This is a genomic window from Sphaerisporangium sp. NPDC088356, assembly GCF_040685555.1.
Classification (GTDB): Bacteria; Actinomycetota; Actinomycetes; order Streptosporangiales; family Streptosporangiaceae; genus Sphaerisporangium.
Genome location: NZ_JBFBIK010000008.1, coordinates 14,582 through 30,559 on the forward strand (window position 1 = coordinate 14,582; position 15,978 = coordinate 30,559).

11 protein-coding genes are annotated in these 15,978 nt (G+C 67.8%); 6 read left to right on the plus strand and 5 right to left on the minus strand.

Annotation, left to right across the window (positions count from 1 at the left end):
* The first annotated feature begins 26 nt into the window (after positions 1-26).
* Both AB0O34_RS05315 and AB0O34_RS05320 read left to right on the plus strand, forming a co-directional pair.
* On the plus strand, positions 27-2,273 hold the full coding sequence (locus tag AB0O34_RS05315) for a N,N-dimethylformamidase beta subunit family domain-containing protein (RefSeq protein WP_363912859.1): 2,247 nt from the start codon (positions 27-29) through the stop codon (positions 2,271-2,273).
* A gap of 496 nt (positions 2,274-2,769) precedes the next feature.
* Positions 2,770-3,891, plus strand: coding sequence for a LacI family DNA-binding transcriptional regulator (locus tag AB0O34_RS05320; protein WP_363912861.1), 1,122 nt, complete (start codon positions 2,770-2,772; stop codon positions 3,889-3,891).
* A gap of 431 nt (positions 3,892-4,322) precedes the next feature.
* Here AB0O34_RS05320 and AB0O34_RS05325 read toward each other — a convergent pair whose 3' ends face one another.
* Positions 4,323-6,461 carry a transglycosylase domain-containing protein gene (locus tag AB0O34_RS05325; protein WP_363912863.1) on the minus strand — a complete coding sequence of 713 codons (2,139 nt, stop codon included), beginning with the start codon at positions 6,459-6,461 and terminating at the stop codon, positions 4,323-4,325.
* Between the two features lie 227 nt (positions 6,462-6,688).
* Positions 6,689-7,168, minus strand: coding sequence for an Lrp/AsnC family transcriptional regulator (locus AB0O34_RS05330; RefSeq protein WP_363912865.1), 480 nt, complete (start codon positions 7,166-7,168; stop codon positions 6,689-6,691).
* A gap of 102 nt (positions 7,169-7,270) precedes the next feature.
* On the opposite strand from AB0O34_RS05330, the gene hppD reads away from it, so the two are divergent.
* From hppD to AB0O34_RS05345, 3 genes are read left to right on the plus strand one after another with little or no spacing between them, the layout of a single operon-like run.
* The gene (gene hppD / locus AB0O34_RS05335; RefSeq protein WP_363912867.1) at positions 7,271-8,371 is read left to right on the plus strand and encodes a 4-hydroxyphenylpyruvate dioxygenase; all 1,101 of its coding nucleotides are present in this window, start codon (positions 7,271-7,273) and stop codon (positions 8,369-8,371) included.
* A gap of 41 nt (positions 8,372-8,412) precedes the next feature.
* Positions 8,413-8,850: an RDD family protein gene (locus tag AB0O34_RS05340; RefSeq protein ID WP_363912869.1), complete on the plus strand. Its 438-nt coding sequence runs from the start codon at positions 8,413-8,415 to the stop codon at positions 8,848-8,850.
* Positions 8,851-8,882: 32 nt separating this feature from the next.
* Positions 8,883-10,334 (plus strand): M1 family metallopeptidase, encoded by a 1,452-nt coding sequence (locus AB0O34_RS05345; protein WP_363912871.1) that lies wholly within the window; start codon positions 8,883-8,885, stop codon positions 10,332-10,334.
* Here the strand turns inward: AB0O34_RS05345 and ilvA are convergent.
* From ilvA to AB0O34_RS05360, 3 genes are all read right to left on the minus strand, one after another.
* A complete protein-coding gene (gene ilvA, locus AB0O34_RS05350) occupies positions 10,327-11,541 on the minus strand; it encodes a threonine ammonia-lyase (RefSeq protein WP_363912873.1) in 1,215 nt (404 codons plus the stop codon). The two genes, AB0O34_RS05345 and ilvA, sit on opposite strands and share 8 nt — an antisense overlap.
* A gap of 300 nt (positions 11,542-11,841) precedes the next feature.
* Positions 11,842-12,912, minus strand: a complete 1,071-nt coding sequence (locus AB0O34_RS05355) for an ROK family protein (protein WP_363912875.1) — start codon at positions 12,910-12,912, stop codon at positions 11,842-11,844.
* Between the two features lie 135 nt (positions 12,913-13,047).
* Positions 13,048-14,268, minus strand: a complete 1,221-nt coding sequence (locus AB0O34_RS05360; RefSeq protein ID WP_363912877.1) for an FIST N-terminal domain-containing protein — start codon at positions 14,266-14,268, stop codon at positions 13,048-13,050.
* Between the two features lie 345 nt (positions 14,269-14,613).
* On the opposite strand from AB0O34_RS05360, the gene AB0O34_RS05365 reads away from it, so the two are divergent.
* Positions 14,614-15,906: a sigma 54-interacting transcriptional regulator gene (locus AB0O34_RS05365; RefSeq protein ID WP_363912879.1), complete on the plus strand. Its 1,293-nt coding sequence runs from the start codon at positions 14,614-14,616 to the stop codon at positions 15,904-15,906.
* Positions 15,907-15,978 lie beyond the last annotated feature (72 nt).

Genomic DNA, 15,978 nt, shown 5'->3' on the forward strand with positions numbered 1-15,978 from the left:
CGAAGAGAGAGGCGACGAGGTCAGTAATGGCAATTGACGGCGTATTCGGCTACACGGACAAGTTGTCGTACGCACCAGGTGATCGGATGACGGTGATGGCCGGCGGCCCTGCCGGCGACGCGATTGTTCAGGTCGACCTGGTTGAACTGACATCGCAGGGCTGGGCCGGCGTGCCATGGGATGCAGCCGGCAGCTACACGTGCTCGCCGGCTAAGCACTGCGTCGGTTCGTTCGCGGTGGCGGACCGCGTAGGCGACGGCGTACTTCCGAGCGCCTTCACCTGGGGTGCCTGGGTTTTCCCGACAAGTCCAGAGTCCCGCACCACGCAGGCGATCTTGGGATGGTGGGAAGACGGCGCCGGGATGGGGCTGGCCATCGACGACGGGGTCTTTACCTTCACCGCCCGCGACGGCGAGGAGCTCGACATCCAGCTCCGTGCGGCGGACACTCCGGTCCGACGGGCGACCTGGTACTTCGTCGCGGTGCAGGTGCAGGGTGACAGCGCCAGATTGTCGGTGTCGGAGGCCGACTCCTGGTCGGCACCCGTTGAGGTGGCGAACGCGGCAGAGCCAGGCCTACGGAGCCTTGCCGTCCCCCGCCGTCTCGCTATCGCCGCGAGTGAGATCGACTTCGTTGAAACGAGCGGTGCGGGTCCGCGCGGGCGCGCGCGTGACACATTCAACGGAAAGATCGAGGCGCCGTTCCTCATCCGCCGCGTCCTATCCGACCAAGAGATCGCCGAGTGCGCCGCCGGAGACACCGGCATGCCGCTGCGGCACCCCACCGAGGTCATCGGCGCCTGGCAGCTCGGACTTGGCGTCGTGGGCAACGACAGCGTCATGGCCGGACTCGCGGGGAGCCCAGAGGCGCTTGCGGTCAACCTGCCTGCGCGAGGGGTTACCGGCGTCAGGTGGACTGGGAACGTTACCCACTTCGAACTGGCCCCAGACGAGTACGCCGCCGCCCACTTCCACGTCGACGATCTGATGGACGTCGGCTGGCGGCCGCTCTTCGACGCCACGCTCCCTGCGCAACTCGCCTCGAATCTGTATGGGGTCCGGCTGCGTCACGGCGAGAGCACGGATGTCATTCCGATCACCGTCGTACCTGTTCAGCCGCCAGCGCCGATTCTGGTGATCATGCCGGTGTTCACCTACCTCGCCTATGCGAATGAGCACATGTTCGAGGGCGACGTGTCGGGACTGCGGCCCGACATCACCCTCGACGACCGCGATCCGCTGCGCACGGGCCATCCGGAGTACGGTCGTTCGCAGTACGATACCCACGCCGATGGATCCGGCGTGTTCTTCAGTTCGGCCGCTCGAGCGATTCTGACCATGCGGACCGACTACGAGATGTGGCTGACCGAGTCCGCACGTGGTTATTCCGGAGAGCTTTACCTCCTGCGGTGGCTACGCGATAACGGATATTCGTTCGACCTCGTAACGGACCTCGAAGTTCACCAGCGCGGGTCGGAAATGCTGTCGCAGTACCGCGTCGTGATCACGGGGGCGCACCCGGAGTACGTCTCACAGGAGATGCTTGACGGGATCCGTGGTTATCTCGACCAAGGCGGCAAGCTCATGTACCTCGGGGGCAATGGCTTCTATCACGTGACGGGCGTGTACTCGAACGACCCATTGATCACCGAGCTTCGGCGGGGCAATGCGGGCGTGCGAGCATGGGACTCCGCTCCCGGCGAGGGTGTGCTCATCAGTACAGGGCGACCTGGCGGACTCTGGCGGCACCGTGGCCAGGCGCCTCAGTCCCTGGTAGGCGTCGGGTTCTGCGCTCAGGGATGGGACAAGTCGTCTCCCTACCGACGTACGCAGCAGAGCTACGAGCCGGCCACCAGCTGGATCTTCGACGGCGTTGACGGGGAGGTCTTCGGCACAGTCGGCGCCGTCCGCGGCGGCGCCGCCGGCGACGAGATCGACCGGTTCGACGCCACGCTCGGTGCGCCACCTCAGACGGTGGTTCTCGCGACGTCATTCGGCCACAGCGACCAGTACCAGCGTTCCATCGAGGAGTTGACCATGACACTGCCGGGTCTCGGTGGTGGGGAGACGGATCCGGAAGTCCATGCGGATGTGACCTTCGCCGAGCTGCCCAGTGGCGGCGCCGTGTTTTCGGTCGGCTCGATCGCATGGACCGGAAGCCTCTCAGAGCGTCACCTCGACAAGGGTGTCGTGACGATCACGGCGAACGTGTTGAACAGATTTCTCGCCACCGGACCGGACGACACCGCAACGGCAGAGACAGCCGAAGCATGACTCATCGAGGCCAGTCATGACCTCAAATGCTGACGCGCCCGGAGCGCGCGACAAAGGCCTCGTCCAGCTTGGGTGAACGCTTGGCAAGCGGGTGACGGTTTCGGTCATTCCGCCAAGCGTTGGCGATGCCGACGCCAAACCCGGCCGGCGACCCCGGTGGACCGTCTCGCCCTTACGCAGATGGACTAGCACCAGCATGGCCGATTGGCCGGGATTGAGCTTGTGCGATCGGGAGCCAAATCGCATTCTGGTGGCGGCGGATCACTCCGGCCAGGTAGGTCACGGTCCGGCGTGACAACGGCAGCGCAGCGCGACAGAACAGCACCCGGAGCTCCTGGTACTAGGTCGATAACCCATCGACCAGGGGCTTCACTTTTATGTGGATCCAGACCGGCGATCTGCAACGCACCCGTGACCTGCGACGTCAGGTTGGAAAAGGGTCAATGGCAAGATTTCGGCGACGCCGAGCGTCGCAAGCTCGAATCTCTGCCGCAACATGCGGAAGAATGAGGTGGAGCGGCGGCTTGCCAGGAACCTGTGGCGTCCGGCGCTGCTCGTCCGGGGTGATGCAGCAGATGGTCTAAGAGGAGTGGATGTGAGCGGAAACGCGCCTGCGCGCCTGCGAGACGTGGCAGAAGTCGCTGGAGTGCACGTTTCCACGGCGTCGAGGGTGCTCAACGGAGAGCTTGGGCGCGTTCCCCTCTCCACGCAACGAAGAATCATCCAAGCGGCCGAGAAGCTGCAATACCGTCCGAACCAGCTGGCGCGCGGCCTGAAACTGTCATCAACTGGAGCCGTCGGGTTGCTCGTGCCATCGTTACGAAACCCGGCCTTCTCAGAATTAATTCGCGGCGCGTTCCATCGCGCATTCGAACGGAATGTCGTCGTGCTGCTGGCTGAGGATACGGGACAGTCCGAGTCTCAAGAAGCATACGAACGGCTCGTCGAGTTTGGCCGAATCGACGGCCTTCTGATTGCATCTGGACAATTTGACCAGGGGCTCCTCTCCCGTCTGGTAGAGAGAAACCTCGCACACGTCTTCGTCAATCGCCCGCACCCTAGAAGCGGCCGCAATGTCGTTATGGATGAGGAAGCGCCAGGTCGTCTCGCGGCACACCATCTGTTAGAGCTCGGCCACCGACGACTTGGCCACTTGGCCGGTCCGAACAAACTTGACACCGCGCGTCGCCGCACGCGCGGGTTCATGACGGCGATCAAGGCCGCGGGGGTTACTACGGTTGAAACCACGCGATCGGAGTACGAAGAAGGCGCCGCCTTCGATGCGATGAAAAAACTCCTCGCGAAGAAGAACCGCCCCACCGGCGTGTTCGTGTCAAACATTAATCAAGCCATCGGCGGCCTGGCGGCACTCACCAGGGCGGGAGTGCGTGTGCCCGAGGACATGTCCCTGGTGTGCTGCGACGACGACCCGCTCGTCGAGTTTCTCGCGGTGCCGCTGACCACGATACGTATGCCCCTCTGGGAGCTCGGAGTGGCGGGAGTAGATGCGTTGCTTGCCCAGATCGATGGAGAAGGGCCATCAAATGTGCGCCTGGCGCTTCCGCCCATCCTGATCGAACGCGCTTCCACATGCTCCATCGATGAGTCGAATACCTGACTCAGCCTGAATCCACGTGCGCCGTGAGGTGCTGCTGATTCGAGTGGAGGCAAGAAACCTTCACTGCTGCCGGGGCGCAGTAATCACCAGTTCGTTCATTTGGTTCGCCGTCCGCTATGCCTGCTCCTAGAGACCATCGACGGTTATCCGCCCTCTTGGGGTATAAGTCCGCTTGGCCGCGACTGAAACGTATGCAGCTACCATTGGGCCACGACCGTAATTGCTATGTGCCAGAGAGACTGTCCAGAGTTTTCTCCCAGGGTGCGCAGCGCGCGCCGGCAAAGGTGAAGTGTCAGCGGAAAATGATCTCGTTAAGCTGATCTCCGACCGGTATGACGGACTACGTACAGAGGCACATCGTCCGGGCGAATCACTCGCAAGGATCGAGGAAGCAGCAGAGCGATGGAGAGGGACGACGATGTGGGTTCGCGTCAGCCGGGTGGGGGTGGGGGTTCGAGGGGTTGGGTGTCGGGGGGTGGCGGGGCTGTGCCGTCGGGTTGGTCGTTGGGGTTGGGGTTCGGGTCGGGGTTGCCGGTGGGGTCGGGGTTCGGCGCGGACGGGGTGTCGGTCGGCCGTGGGTTCGGGCTCGCGGGAGGCGGGTCACCCTGGCGGGTCCCGTCGTTCCTGTCGCCCCAGCCGTTCCTGTTGCCGGTGTCACCCCAGCCGTTGAAGCCGCCGTTCCAGTCGTTGTAGTACGGGTCGTACGACGTGGAGCCGGGGAAGTCCTTGACCGGCCTGCCCGACATCGCCTCGGACATGAACGCGCGCCAGACCTGCGCGGGCAGCGAGCCGCCGAACAGCGCGCCGTACCCGGGGACGCTCACGGTCTTGTTGTCGTCGCGGAACATGTTCACGGCGGTCGAGAGCTGCGGGGTGTACCCGACGAACCACACCGAGCTGGAGGAGTCGCTGGTGCCGGTCTTGCCGGCCACGGGGCGGTCGTACAACCGGGCGGCCGTGCCGGTGCCGCCCTCCACCACCTGCTGCATGGCGTACGTCGCGTCCGCGGCCGTCTGCTCGCTGAACGCGCGGACGCCGGTCGCGGTGAACTTGCTGGTGTGGCCCTTGGCGTCGGTGACCGAGCGGATGACGTGCGCTTCCCTGTGGATGCCGTCGGCGGCGAAGGTGGCGAATCCTGAGGCCTGCTGGACGGCGCTGACCGACGCGGTGCCGAGCGGGAAGGTCGGGTAGTCCTTCTGCTTGGCGATCTGGTCGGCCGGGATGCCCGCCGCCTCGGCCGCCTTGGCGACCTTCTTGAGCCCGACCTTCTGCGCAAGGTCGACGAAGGCGGTGTTGACCGAGTTGCGCGTCGCCTCCACCAGGTCGATGGACGCGCCGTACGAGGTGCCGCCGGAGTTGGGGATCGGGTCCTTCGCCGAGGCGACCCGTATCGGCGAGTTGCCGTTGACCCGCGTGTTCAGGTCGAACCCGTTCTCCAGCGCGGCGGCCAGCGTGTACGGCTTGAACGTGGACCCGGCCTGGACCTTCGCCGAGAACGCGTTGTCGTATTGGTTCTCCGTGTAGTCCTTGCCGCCGTAGAAGGCGACGACCTCACCGGTGCTCGGGTCGACGGCGGCGAGGCCGGTGCGCACCTTGCCTGAGGTGTCCGAGGGCAGGGTCTCCTCGACGGCGCGCTCGGCGGTGGCCATGAGCCCCTTGTCGAACGTCGTCGTGATCTTGAGGCCACCCTGCTGGATGTCTTCGTCGGACAGGCCCCGGCGGTTCAGCTCCGCCCGTACCTGGGCGAGGATGTAGCCCTTCTGGCCGTTGAGCGAGAGCGGGTTCTTGAGCTTGGCGAGCTTGGGGAAGGTCAGCGTCGCGGCCTCGGACGGGTCGAGCGAGCGCGTCTGCACCATGGCGTCGACCACGGCCTGCCAGCGGGCCCTGGCGGCGTCCAGGTCGGCGCCCTTGGGCGCGGCGAAGCGCGACGGCTGCTGGATCACGGCCGCGAGGTAGGCGCCCTGCGACGGGGTCAGCTTGCTGACGTCCTTGCCGAAGTAGGCCTGCGCGGCGGCCTGGATGCCGTGGGCGCCCCGGCCGAAGTAGATGGTGTTGAGGTACTGCTCCAGCACCCAGGACTTGGACTTGGAGCGATCCACCTTCAGCGAGATCATGATCTCTTTGAACTTACGCGTCGCCGACCGCTCCTGGCTGAGCCCGCTGTAGTAGTTGCGCACCAGTTGCTGGGTGATCGTCGAACCGCCCTGCACCTGGTTGCCGGTCACGGTCGACCACATGGCGCGAGCGGTGCCCTGCAAAGACACGCCCTGGTCCTGGTAGAAAGTACGGTTCTCGACGGAAATGACCGCATCACGCACTACCTTGGGCACTTTTTCGAGCGGGACGTTCTTGCGGTTCACGCCCTGCCGGGCGAGCACCGTCTTGCCGTCGCGGTAGTAGATGAGCGAGCCCTGCGCGGTCGCGTCCTTCTGGGTGGTGTCGGGGATCGGCGTCAGAACCCACACCACGGCCACCATCGCGGCGATGCCGAGAACGACGATGCCACCGGCGATGAGGAATCGGCGGAGAAGACGACGCCTCGACCGGCGCTTCTTCTCTTCGTCCCGCACGGCCCAACCCCCGATCTACAGCCCAGCAAACCCCCGTAAGCTGGACGGATCGTCCACACTAGATGATAGAGACCGGTGCTCCGCTCATCTAGTGGCCCCACGATCTCCGCATTGCACAGGCTCGCAGATTTCCAGGTCCGCGTATGGGACATGCTCGCGGGTTCCCGCTATGCGTACGGGACAGACCTGCTTATTGCCACGTCTTCGCACGAAACCGCATACGGGCTCTAGCGCTCGCGGTGACGCGGAGTGCCGGCCACGAGGGGCAGCACCCGGTAGGCGACCGGTGTGTCCAGCGCGATCACCGAGGACGTGCGCACCACCCCTTCGACTTCCACGATCAGGTCGATGACGCGTTGAAGGTCGGCGTTGCTCCGCGCGACCACCCGGCACAGCATGTCACCGCCACCGGTGATCGTGTGGACCTCCAGCACTTCCGGGATGGACGCGAGCAGGCTCGCGACCGGCTCGTGGCCGCTGACCTGCCGGATCTGCAGGGTGACGAACGCGGTCACCTGGTACCCCAGGGCGGCCGGGTCGACGTCGGGCCCGAACCCGGTGATCACACCGCTCTCCACGAGCCGGTCGAGCCTCGCCTGGATCGTGCCCCGCGCCACGCTCAGCCTCCGGGACGCCTCCAGGACGCCCACGCGCGGCTCGGCGGCGAGGAGAGAGATGAGCCGTACGTCCAGCTCGTCAATCGTCATGCTGTACAGGATTACCCCTGGTCCGGCAGGATCGCTAGTCAATCTGCCTACCTGTTTGGGTAACACTTGCACATATAGGCCACCTCGTCTGAGAGTGACCTCATGAGCGATGTATTTCCCGTACACGGCATGGATTCGGTGGTCTTCGCGGTAGGCAACGCCAAGCAGGCGGCGCACTACTACTCCTCGGCCTTCGGGATGCGCCTGGTCGCGTACAAGGGGCCTGAGACGGGTAGCCGGGACGAGGTGGCCTACGTGCTGACCTCCGGAAGCGCGCGTTTCGAGCTGCGCGGCTCGGTGCGGCCCGGCACCGAGATCGCCCGCCACGTGGCCGAGCACGGCGACGGCGTGATCGACCTCGCCCTCGACATCCCGGACGTGGAAGGCGCCTACGCGCACGCCATCGCCGCGGGCGCCCGCGGGCTGGCGGAGCCGTACACGATCGAGGACGAGCAGGGCAAGGTCGTCGTGGCGGCCATCGCCGCCTACGGCGAGACGCGGCACACGCTCGTCGACAGGTCGAACTACAGCGGCACCTACCTGCCCGGCTACGTGCCGGCGGCGCCGCTGGTCGAGCCCCCGGCCAAGAGGTACTTCCAGGCCGTGGACCACTGCGTGGGCAACGTGGAGCTCGGCAAGATGGACGAGTGGGTGGAGTTCTACAAGCGGGTCATGGGCTTCACCAACATGGCGGAGTTCATCGGCGACGACATCGCCACCGAGTACTCCGCGCTCATGTCCAAGGTCGTCGCGAACGGCACGCGCAAGGTGAAGTTCCCGCTCAACGAGCCGGCGATCAGCCGCAAGAAGTCGCAGATCGACGAGTACCTGGAGTTCTACGGCGGTCCCGGCGTCCAGCACATCGCGCTGGCCACGAACGACATCATCAGGACCGTCGAGCAGATGCGCGCGGCCGGGGTCGAGTTCCTCGACACGCCCGACTCGTACTACGACGACCCGGCGCTGCGCGCGAGGATCGGCGAGGTGCGCGCCCCCATCGAGGAGCTCAAGCGGCAGCACATCCTCGTGGACCGCGACGAGGACGGCTACCTGCTGCAGATCTTCACCAAGCCCGTGCAGGACCGCCCGACGGTGTTCTTCGAGTTCATCGAGCGCCACGGCTCGCTCGGCTTCGGCAAGGGCAACTTCAAGGCCCTGTTCGAGGCGATCGAGCGGGAGCAGGACCGGCGCGGCAACCTGTGATCGCTTGTTTGCGGTGAGGACATCCTGGTGATCACATACGCATGGGATCACCAGGACCCGCGCCCCTCGCGGGCCGGTGGAGGCGCCTGTTCGCCGGCATCCTCGACATTCTGATCGTGGGACTGATCACCTCCCCGTTCTCCTCCACGGTGGCCGAGCGGATGCCGGACGGGGCCTACGAGGTGGTCCGTGCGAGCAACGGCATCGCCGTCGCGATCGTCTGGTTTCTTTACTACTGGCTGCTGACGGCGTTCTGGCGCGGCCAGACCGTGGGCAAGAAGCTGTTCGGGCTTCGGGTCGTGCGGGACCCCACCCAGGAGCCCGTCTCGCCGGGGCAGGCGGCGGTCCGCGAGGCCGTGTACGGGATCTTCAGCGTGGTCTGTTGCCTGGGTCTGGCCGACGTGGCGTGGATCCTGTTTGACGGAAAGAAGCAGGCTTTGCATGACAAAGCCGCCTCGACCATTGTCGTAGATGCCTGATGACCTGGTCTTTCTCCCGTAGGCTGCACGACATGCAGCTGAAGGTGCCCAAGCGGCTGACCGCCGCCATGCTGTCCGCGACCGTCCTCGGACTGAACGCCTGTACCGCGTCGAGCGGGGCGACGACGCAGAGCCCGGCGCCCGATGCCGGCAACGCGCAGCACGCCGAGTCCGACTCCGGCACGCCCGGCGCGGCGGGCATCGGCGATCCCGACTTCCCCCTTGACGGCAACGGGGGGTACGACGTCGGCCACTACGCGCTGAAGCTGGCCTACGACCCCCCTACCAAGCACCTCTCGGGCACGGCGAGCGTCAAGGCGAAGGCCGTCCAGAACCTTTCCCGGTTCGACCTCGACCTGCACGGGTTCACCGTGCGAACGGTGAGCGTCGACGGCAAGCCCGCGAAGTTCGTCAGGGAAGGCGACGAGCTCACGATCAGCCCCGCCGCGGTGATCGCCAAGGGCGCGGAGTTCGACGTCGCCGTCGACTACGCCGGCAAGCCGGACCCCGTCCGCAACTCCTCGAACCTCGGCACCTACGGCTTCATCCCCACCAAGGACGGGGCGTTCGTCACCAGCGAGCCCAACGGCGCCAAGACCTGGTTCCCGTGCAACGACCACCCGTCCGACAAGGCGACGTACGACTTCGACATCACGGTCCCGGCCGGCACCACCGTGATCGCGAACGGCGAGCTGCGCGGCGACCCGGTGACCTCCGGCGGCGTCTCGACCTTCGCCTGGCGCGAGGGCCACCCGATGGCGACCTACCTCGCGACGATCACGCTCGGCAAGTTCGACGTCAAGACCGGCAAGTCCCCCGATGGCATCCCGGTGTACGCGGCGACCGACCCGGCGTTCCGGCACGACCTCGACTTCCTGTACTCCACCTCCGCCAAGGTGACCGACTACTGGTCGAAGGTCTTCGGGCCGTACCCCTTCTCCTCCACGGGCGGCGTGATCGACGACTTCTCCACCGGTTACGCCCTGGAGAACCAGACCAAGCCGATGTACGGAGGGTTCGAACCGGACGAGAGCATCATCGCCCACGAGCTCGCCCACCAGTGGTTCGGCGACAGCGTGAGCATCACCCGGTGGAAGGACCTGTGGCTCAACGAGGGCTTCGCGACGTACGCCGAGTGGCTCTGGACCGAGCACAACGGCGGCCTCAGCGCCGAGAAGACCTTCCAGGACTACTACTCCGCCAAGACCGCCCCCATCTGGAAGTACCCACCCGGCGTGGCCCAGCGGCAAGACCTGTTCAACAACTCGGTCTACCTCCGGGGCGCCATGACGCTGCACGTCCTGCGCAAGCGCATCGGGGACGACACGTTCTTCAAGCTCCTGCGCACCTGGACCGACCAGCACAAGTACGGCGGCGCCACCACCGGCGAGTTCGTCCAGCTCGCCGAGAAGCTCTCCGGCAAGCAGCTGGGCGACCTGTTCGACGCCTGGCTGTACAAGCCGCAGCGCCCGGTGCTCAGCTGAAGATGAGCTTGTAGCCGTAGCGGCGGAGGCCGGTGAGGACCTCCTCGCAGTGGACGGGCCCCTTGGTCTCCAGGTGCATCAGCACCTCCGCCTCGTCGAGGTGGAGCCGGGGGTCCATGCGCTCGTGGCCCACGTCGAGCACGTTGGCCCCGAGGTCGGCCAGGCGGCTGAGGAGCGTGGCGAGCGCTCCCGGGCGGTCGGCGAGCCTGATCCGGAAGGCCAGGTAGCGTCCCGCGACCGACAGGCCGTGCCGCAGCACCTTCGACAGCAACAGCGGGTCGATGTTGCCCCCGGAGAGCACCACGACCACGGGCGGCTCGAAGGCGTGCGGCCAGTCGAGCAGCGCGGCGACCCCGGCCACCCCCGCGGGCTCCACGACCATCTTGGTGCGCTCCAGGCAGAGCAGCAGCGCCCGCGACAGCGTCTCCTCGGAGACCGTGACCACGCTGTCCACCAGGTAGTGGATCATCTCAAAGGTGATGTCGCCGGGGCGCCCGACCGCGATGCCGTCGGCCATGGTGGGCACGGGCTCCACCACGACCGGGTGCCCGGCGGCGAGTGACGCGGGGTAGGCGGCGGCCCGCTCGGCCTGCACACCCACGATGCGGACGCCCGGCCGCATGGACTTCACCGCCAGGGCGACCCCCGCCGCGAGCCCGCCGCCGCCGACCGCGAGCGTGATCGTGCCCACCTCGGGGAGCTGGTCGAGGATCTCCAGCCCGAGGGTGCCCTGACCTGCCACGACGTCGGGGTGGTCGAAGGGGTGGATGAAGACGGCCCCGGTCTCCTCGGCGTGCTCCTTGGCCGCCGCCAGCGCGTGGTCGACGGTCGTGCCCGCGAAGATCACATCGGCGCCGTACGAGCGGGTGGCCTCGACCTTGGGCAGCGGCGCACCGTGGGGCATGAACACCGTGGACTTGCAGCCCAGCAGCCCCGACGCCAGAGCCACCCCCTGGGCGTGGTTGCCGGCGCTCGCCGCGACCACCCCCCGGGAACGTTCCTCGTCGGTCAGCCGGGCGATGCGGACGTACGCGCCCCTGACCTTGAACGAGCCGGCCCGCTGGAGGTTCTCGCACTTGAGGTAGACCGGGCCGCCGATCAGCTCGGACAGGACCCGCGAATGCAGCAACGGCGTGCGTATGACCACGTCGTTGAGCAGTTCACGGGCGGCGACCACGTCGTCATAGGTCACCTCAGGGTGCGCCATGCCCGAAGTCTCCCACTCATCGCCTCCCCTCGCCCTCACCGGCCCACCATGAGTCCAGCGGCTGGGGATGCCCCTACCGGGCGATGGACACGGCGCTCGGCCGGGACCCGTCAGCTCCCCGGTGGCGCCGGTAGAAGGCTTCGAAGGCGTCGGGATCGTCGGCGATCTCCGCCAACCCCGGTTGTCTGAGGCGCACCTGCTTCGCTCCCTTCGTCGTCCGAGTGCTTACCTCCTGCTTGGACGAAGAGCCACAAAGCGTTACATCAGGGCTTGCTGCGCTTGTGAGCGATTTCAGCGACTTCAGAGAGCGGTCCAGTAGCGGTCGGGGGCGAGGACGAGGGCGGCGGCGCCGATGAGGCCGGCGTCCTGACCCAGGTGGGCGGGGACGACGCGGACACGCTTGGCGAAGTCCATTCGGGCGTGCGCCCGCAGCGCCTCTTCGAGCGGCTCGAACAGCAGCGGCCCCGCCTGCGACAGGCCGCCGCCGATGGTCACGATGTCGAGGTCGCACATGTGGGTGGCCGACGCGATGGCGATGCCGAGCGCCCTGCCCGCGCGGGTCATCGCGCCGAGGGCGATCTCGTCCCCGGCGGCGGCGTCCGCCGACAGTTGCCGCCCGGTCGCCTCGGCGGCCTCGACGTACGTCCCTGCCGGGCGGGCGCCCGTCCGAGAGTTCTCCGCGCCCGTGGTGGAGGGCCTCGCGGCCGTGGTGGGGGCCTCAGCCTTCGTACCGGAGAGGCGGCCGGAGGTCTTGCCGGGGATCCAGCCCTGTTCGAGTGCCCAGGCGGCGAGGCCGGGGCCCCGGGCGACGGCCTCCAGGCATCCTCGTCCCCCGCACCCGCACGCGGGGCCGTCCGGGTCCACCACGACGTGGCCGATGTGCCCGGCGTTGCCCGTGCCGCCGTCGATCAGCCGGCCGCCGAGGATCAGGCCGCCGCCGACGCCCGTCGAGACGACCATGCCGAGCATGTCGCCGCTGCCCCGGCCGGCGCCACGCCAGTGCTCGGCCACGGCCACGCAGATCGCGTCGTTGTGGACGCGCGCGGGCAGGCCGGGGAACCGCCCGGCCAGCCGCTCGCGCAGGGGGAAGTCGCGCCAGCCCGGCATGTTCAGCGGGGAGACGACGCCCTCGGGCCAGGCCATCGGGCCGCCGCACCCGGCCCCGACGCCGATCACCTCACGTTCGGGCTCCCGTTCGAGCACGGAGTCGACCAGCCCGGCCAGGGCCTTCCACAGCGTGGGGGCGTCGCCCCCGGGCGGGGTGGCCAGGCGGTCGGCGACGACGATCTCCCCGGCACGGTCGACCAGCGCGGCGGCCAGCTTGGTGCCACCGACGTCGACCGCCACCACGACGTCCGAGTCACGCGCCACTGATCACGCCTCCCAGGTCTTCCCGAACGATCACAGGAACGCGGGCGCCCGAGAGAGGCGGCCGCGCCTCCAAGGATCACATGCCACACGCGTCCCGATGCGGGGCGGATGGGGCATCATCGCCGTGCGGGGGTTTCAGACCCCGTGGGCGGCCTTCTGACCTCCGTCGGAGCCTTTCTGGCCCGCGCCGCTGGAGAAGACGAGGATCGAGGCGGAGAACCCGTGCACGTGGTTGTGCCCCGCCACGGGGCCGACCTCGCCGGCGGCGAAGAACCCCGCCATGCCGATCGGGCCCAGGGTGTCGTGCAGCGCCAGCACGTCGTGGTCGGGGCTGCCGAACATGGCCGAGCCCCTGCCGTTGCAGGAGAACAGCAACGCGCCGTCGATGTGGCCGCGCTGCTCGACGTGGGCGTCCAGCACCTCGTACAGATCCTCGTCGGCCGTGGCGGCGTCGCGGACCTGGAAGCGGACGCTCTGCCCGATGTCGAGCACGTCGCCGACGGCCACGGCCTCGCGCTCGGGGTCGATGCCGAGGATGCCGCGGATCAGGAAGTCACCTCGCTCGTGGCTCTCGGCGTACTCGTCCATCGCGATGCCGATCTGCAGGCCCGAGGCGACCAGCTCCCGATCCTCCTCGTCGAGGCCGCTGACGATGTCCTCCAGGCGGGCGAGCGCCGGCTGCCCGGCCAGCTCCAGCAGAAGGTTCTCCTCGGAGCGGGTGACGACCATGGTGGGGCCGATGGGACGGCAGCCCTGGCTGACGACGGTGCTGACGTTGAGGGGGCCGCTCAGCATCACGCCGATCGCCCCTTCTGTGTACATCTCGCCGCCCGCGAACAGGCGGACCGAGCCCTGGCCCCGCATGCCGTTGGCCAGCCCGCCCACCAGCGGGAGGTTGCCCAGGACGTCGGCCGAGTGCTCCACGAAGGCGTCGGTCGGGAAGCTGTACGGATCGGCCAGCAGTATCGCCACCTGGTCGTCGGCGCCTCGGTCCGGCAGGCCGATGATCACGAAGCGGTCCTCCATGCGGAGGGTCTCCAGCGCGAAGGTCGTGACCCGTGCGCCGCCGAGGCTCGCGGCCCAGGCGCTGACCGCCGAGGTCAGCTCGACGCCCTGGCTGTCGCCGATCACCCCGGTGGCGCTGCACCCGATGACCTGTGCCCCCGGCGCCATGCGCATGGCGCGGAGCCCGGCGCGGGCGACGTCCTCGGGGTCCTCGCCGCAGATGAAGAAGCACACCAGGTCGGGCGGCCCCGACAGTCCGGAGAGGGCTTGGCGAACGGCGGTCTCCGCGGCCACCACCAGGTCGGAGCCCACGGCGAGACCGTCCGCGAACCGGCTCGTCAGCACTGCCACACGCCTCGCCTCCTCTGTTCCGTCGCGAGTCGTCGTGTCGGCCATTTGCCCCTCTTGGCCGGATTCTCCCCACTACGGGAGTAACGACGCGCGCATAGCGTCACGCAATGGTCAAGATCCGAAATGTGTATAAGCTGCCGCATCCTCCCCGCGCGACGTAGTCTCGTTCCCGTGCATGAATCGCCCACACCGCGAAGTGAAACGCCGCAAGCTCGCACTCTCCGCGACCTGCGCGAAAGTGGACACACCTATCGCACGGTCAAGGCGGAGATCCGCGAAAACCTGCTCGACAGATTACGCTCAGGCACGCCGAGATTCCCGGGCATCGTCGGATTCGACGACACCGTGCTCCCTCACCTCGAGCGGGCCCTGCTCGCGGGCCACGACCTGGTGCTACTGGGCGAGCGCGGCCAGGGCAAGACCCGGCTCATCCGTACGATCACCCGCCTGCTCGACGAGTGGACTCCGGTGGTCGACGGCTGCGAGATCAACGACCATCCATACGTCCCGGTATGCGTCCGCTGCGTGAAGCTCGCGGCGGAGCGCGGTGAGGACCTGGAGATCGCCTGGAAGCACCGCGACGACCGGTACGGCGAGAAGCTCGCCACGCCGGACACCTCGGTCGGCGACCTGATCGGCGACGTGGACCCGATCAAGATCGCCGAAGGCCGCACGCTCGGCGACCCGGAGACCGTCCACTACGGCCTGGTGCCCCGCACCAACCGGGGCGTCTTCTCGGTCAACGAGCTGCCCGACCTGGCCGAGCGCATCCAGGTGTCGCTGCTCAACGTGCTGGAGGAGCGCGACATCCAGGTACGCGGCTACAACCTGCGGCTGCCCCTGGATCTCCTGCTCATCGCCAGCGCGAACCCCGAGGACTACACCAACCGGGGACGGATCATCACCCCGCTGAAGGACCGGTTCGGGGCCGAGATCCGCACCCACTATCCGCTGACCCTTGAGGACGAGCTCGACCTGATCCGCCAGGAGGCCTGGCTCAACTGGCGAGGCCTGGACCCGGACGGCGTGGCCGGCGAGCCCGCCGGGCTGAGCGCCGAGCTGCCCGAGCACCTCGTGGAGACCATCGCCAGGTTCACCCGCCTGGTCCGCGAGTCGACGGCCGTGGACTCGCGTTCCGGCGTCTCGGCCCGCTTCGCCATCGCCGCCGCCGAGTCGGCCGCCGCCTCGGCCGTACGCCGGGCGGCGCTGACCGGCGAGGAGCGCCCGGTGACCAGGGTGTGCGATTTGCCCGGCATCGTCCCGACACTGCGCGGCAAGGTGGAGTTCGAGGTGAGCGAGGAGGGCCGCGAGGTCGAGGTGCTCGCCCACCTGCTGCGCCGGGCCACCGCGGAGACCTTCCGGGGCACCCTGGGCGGCATGGACCTGTCCGCGCTGCTGGACAAGTTCGCCGAGGGCGTCCAGATCGAGTCCGGGGAGCTGACGCCGGCCACCGAGCTGCTCCACAAGATCGGTCCCGTCAACGGCCTGTCCAAGATCATGTCCGCCGTGGGCATGGGCGAGGGCGACGAGTCCCCCGGGCACGCCGCCGCCGCGCTGGAGTTCGCCCTCGAAGGGCTCTATCTCATGCGGCGCCTGTCCAAGGACGAGGTCGACGGAGGCGCCGTCTACCGCACCTGAGCGCCCGCTCCGCCGAGGCCGAAGGCGGCCCTCCCCTTGCGGGTCAGCCGCCTTCGGCCGTGCCTCGCGCGG

Coding starts and splice junctions, on each gene's coding strand:
- ilvA (WP_363912873.1), bottom strand. CDS start 11,541: ATGGCGCACCCTGAGGTGACCTATGACGACGTGGTCGCCGCCCGTGAA.
- AB0O34_RS05315 (WP_363912859.1), top strand. CDS start 27: ATGGCAATTGACGGCGTATTCGGCTACACGGACAAGTTGTCGTACGCA.
- AB0O34_RS05330 (WP_363912865.1), bottom strand. CDS start 7,168: ATGACGATTGACGAGCTGGACGTACGGCTCATCTCTCTCCTCGCCGCC.
- AB0O34_RS05320 (WP_363912861.1), top strand. CDS start 2,770: ATGCGGAAGAATGAGGTGGAGCGGCGGCTTGCCAGGAACCTGTGGCGT.
- AB0O34_RS05340 (WP_363912869.1), top strand. CDS start 8,413: ATGGGATCACCAGGACCCGCGCCCCTCGCGGGCCGGTGGAGGCGCCTG.
- AB0O34_RS05345 (WP_363912871.1), top strand. CDS start 8,883: ATGCAGCTGAAGGTGCCCAAGCGGCTGACCGCCGCCATGCTGTCCGCG.
- hppD (WP_363912867.1), top strand. CDS start 7,271: ATGAGCGATGTATTTCCCGTACACGGCATGGATTCGGTGGTCTTCGCG.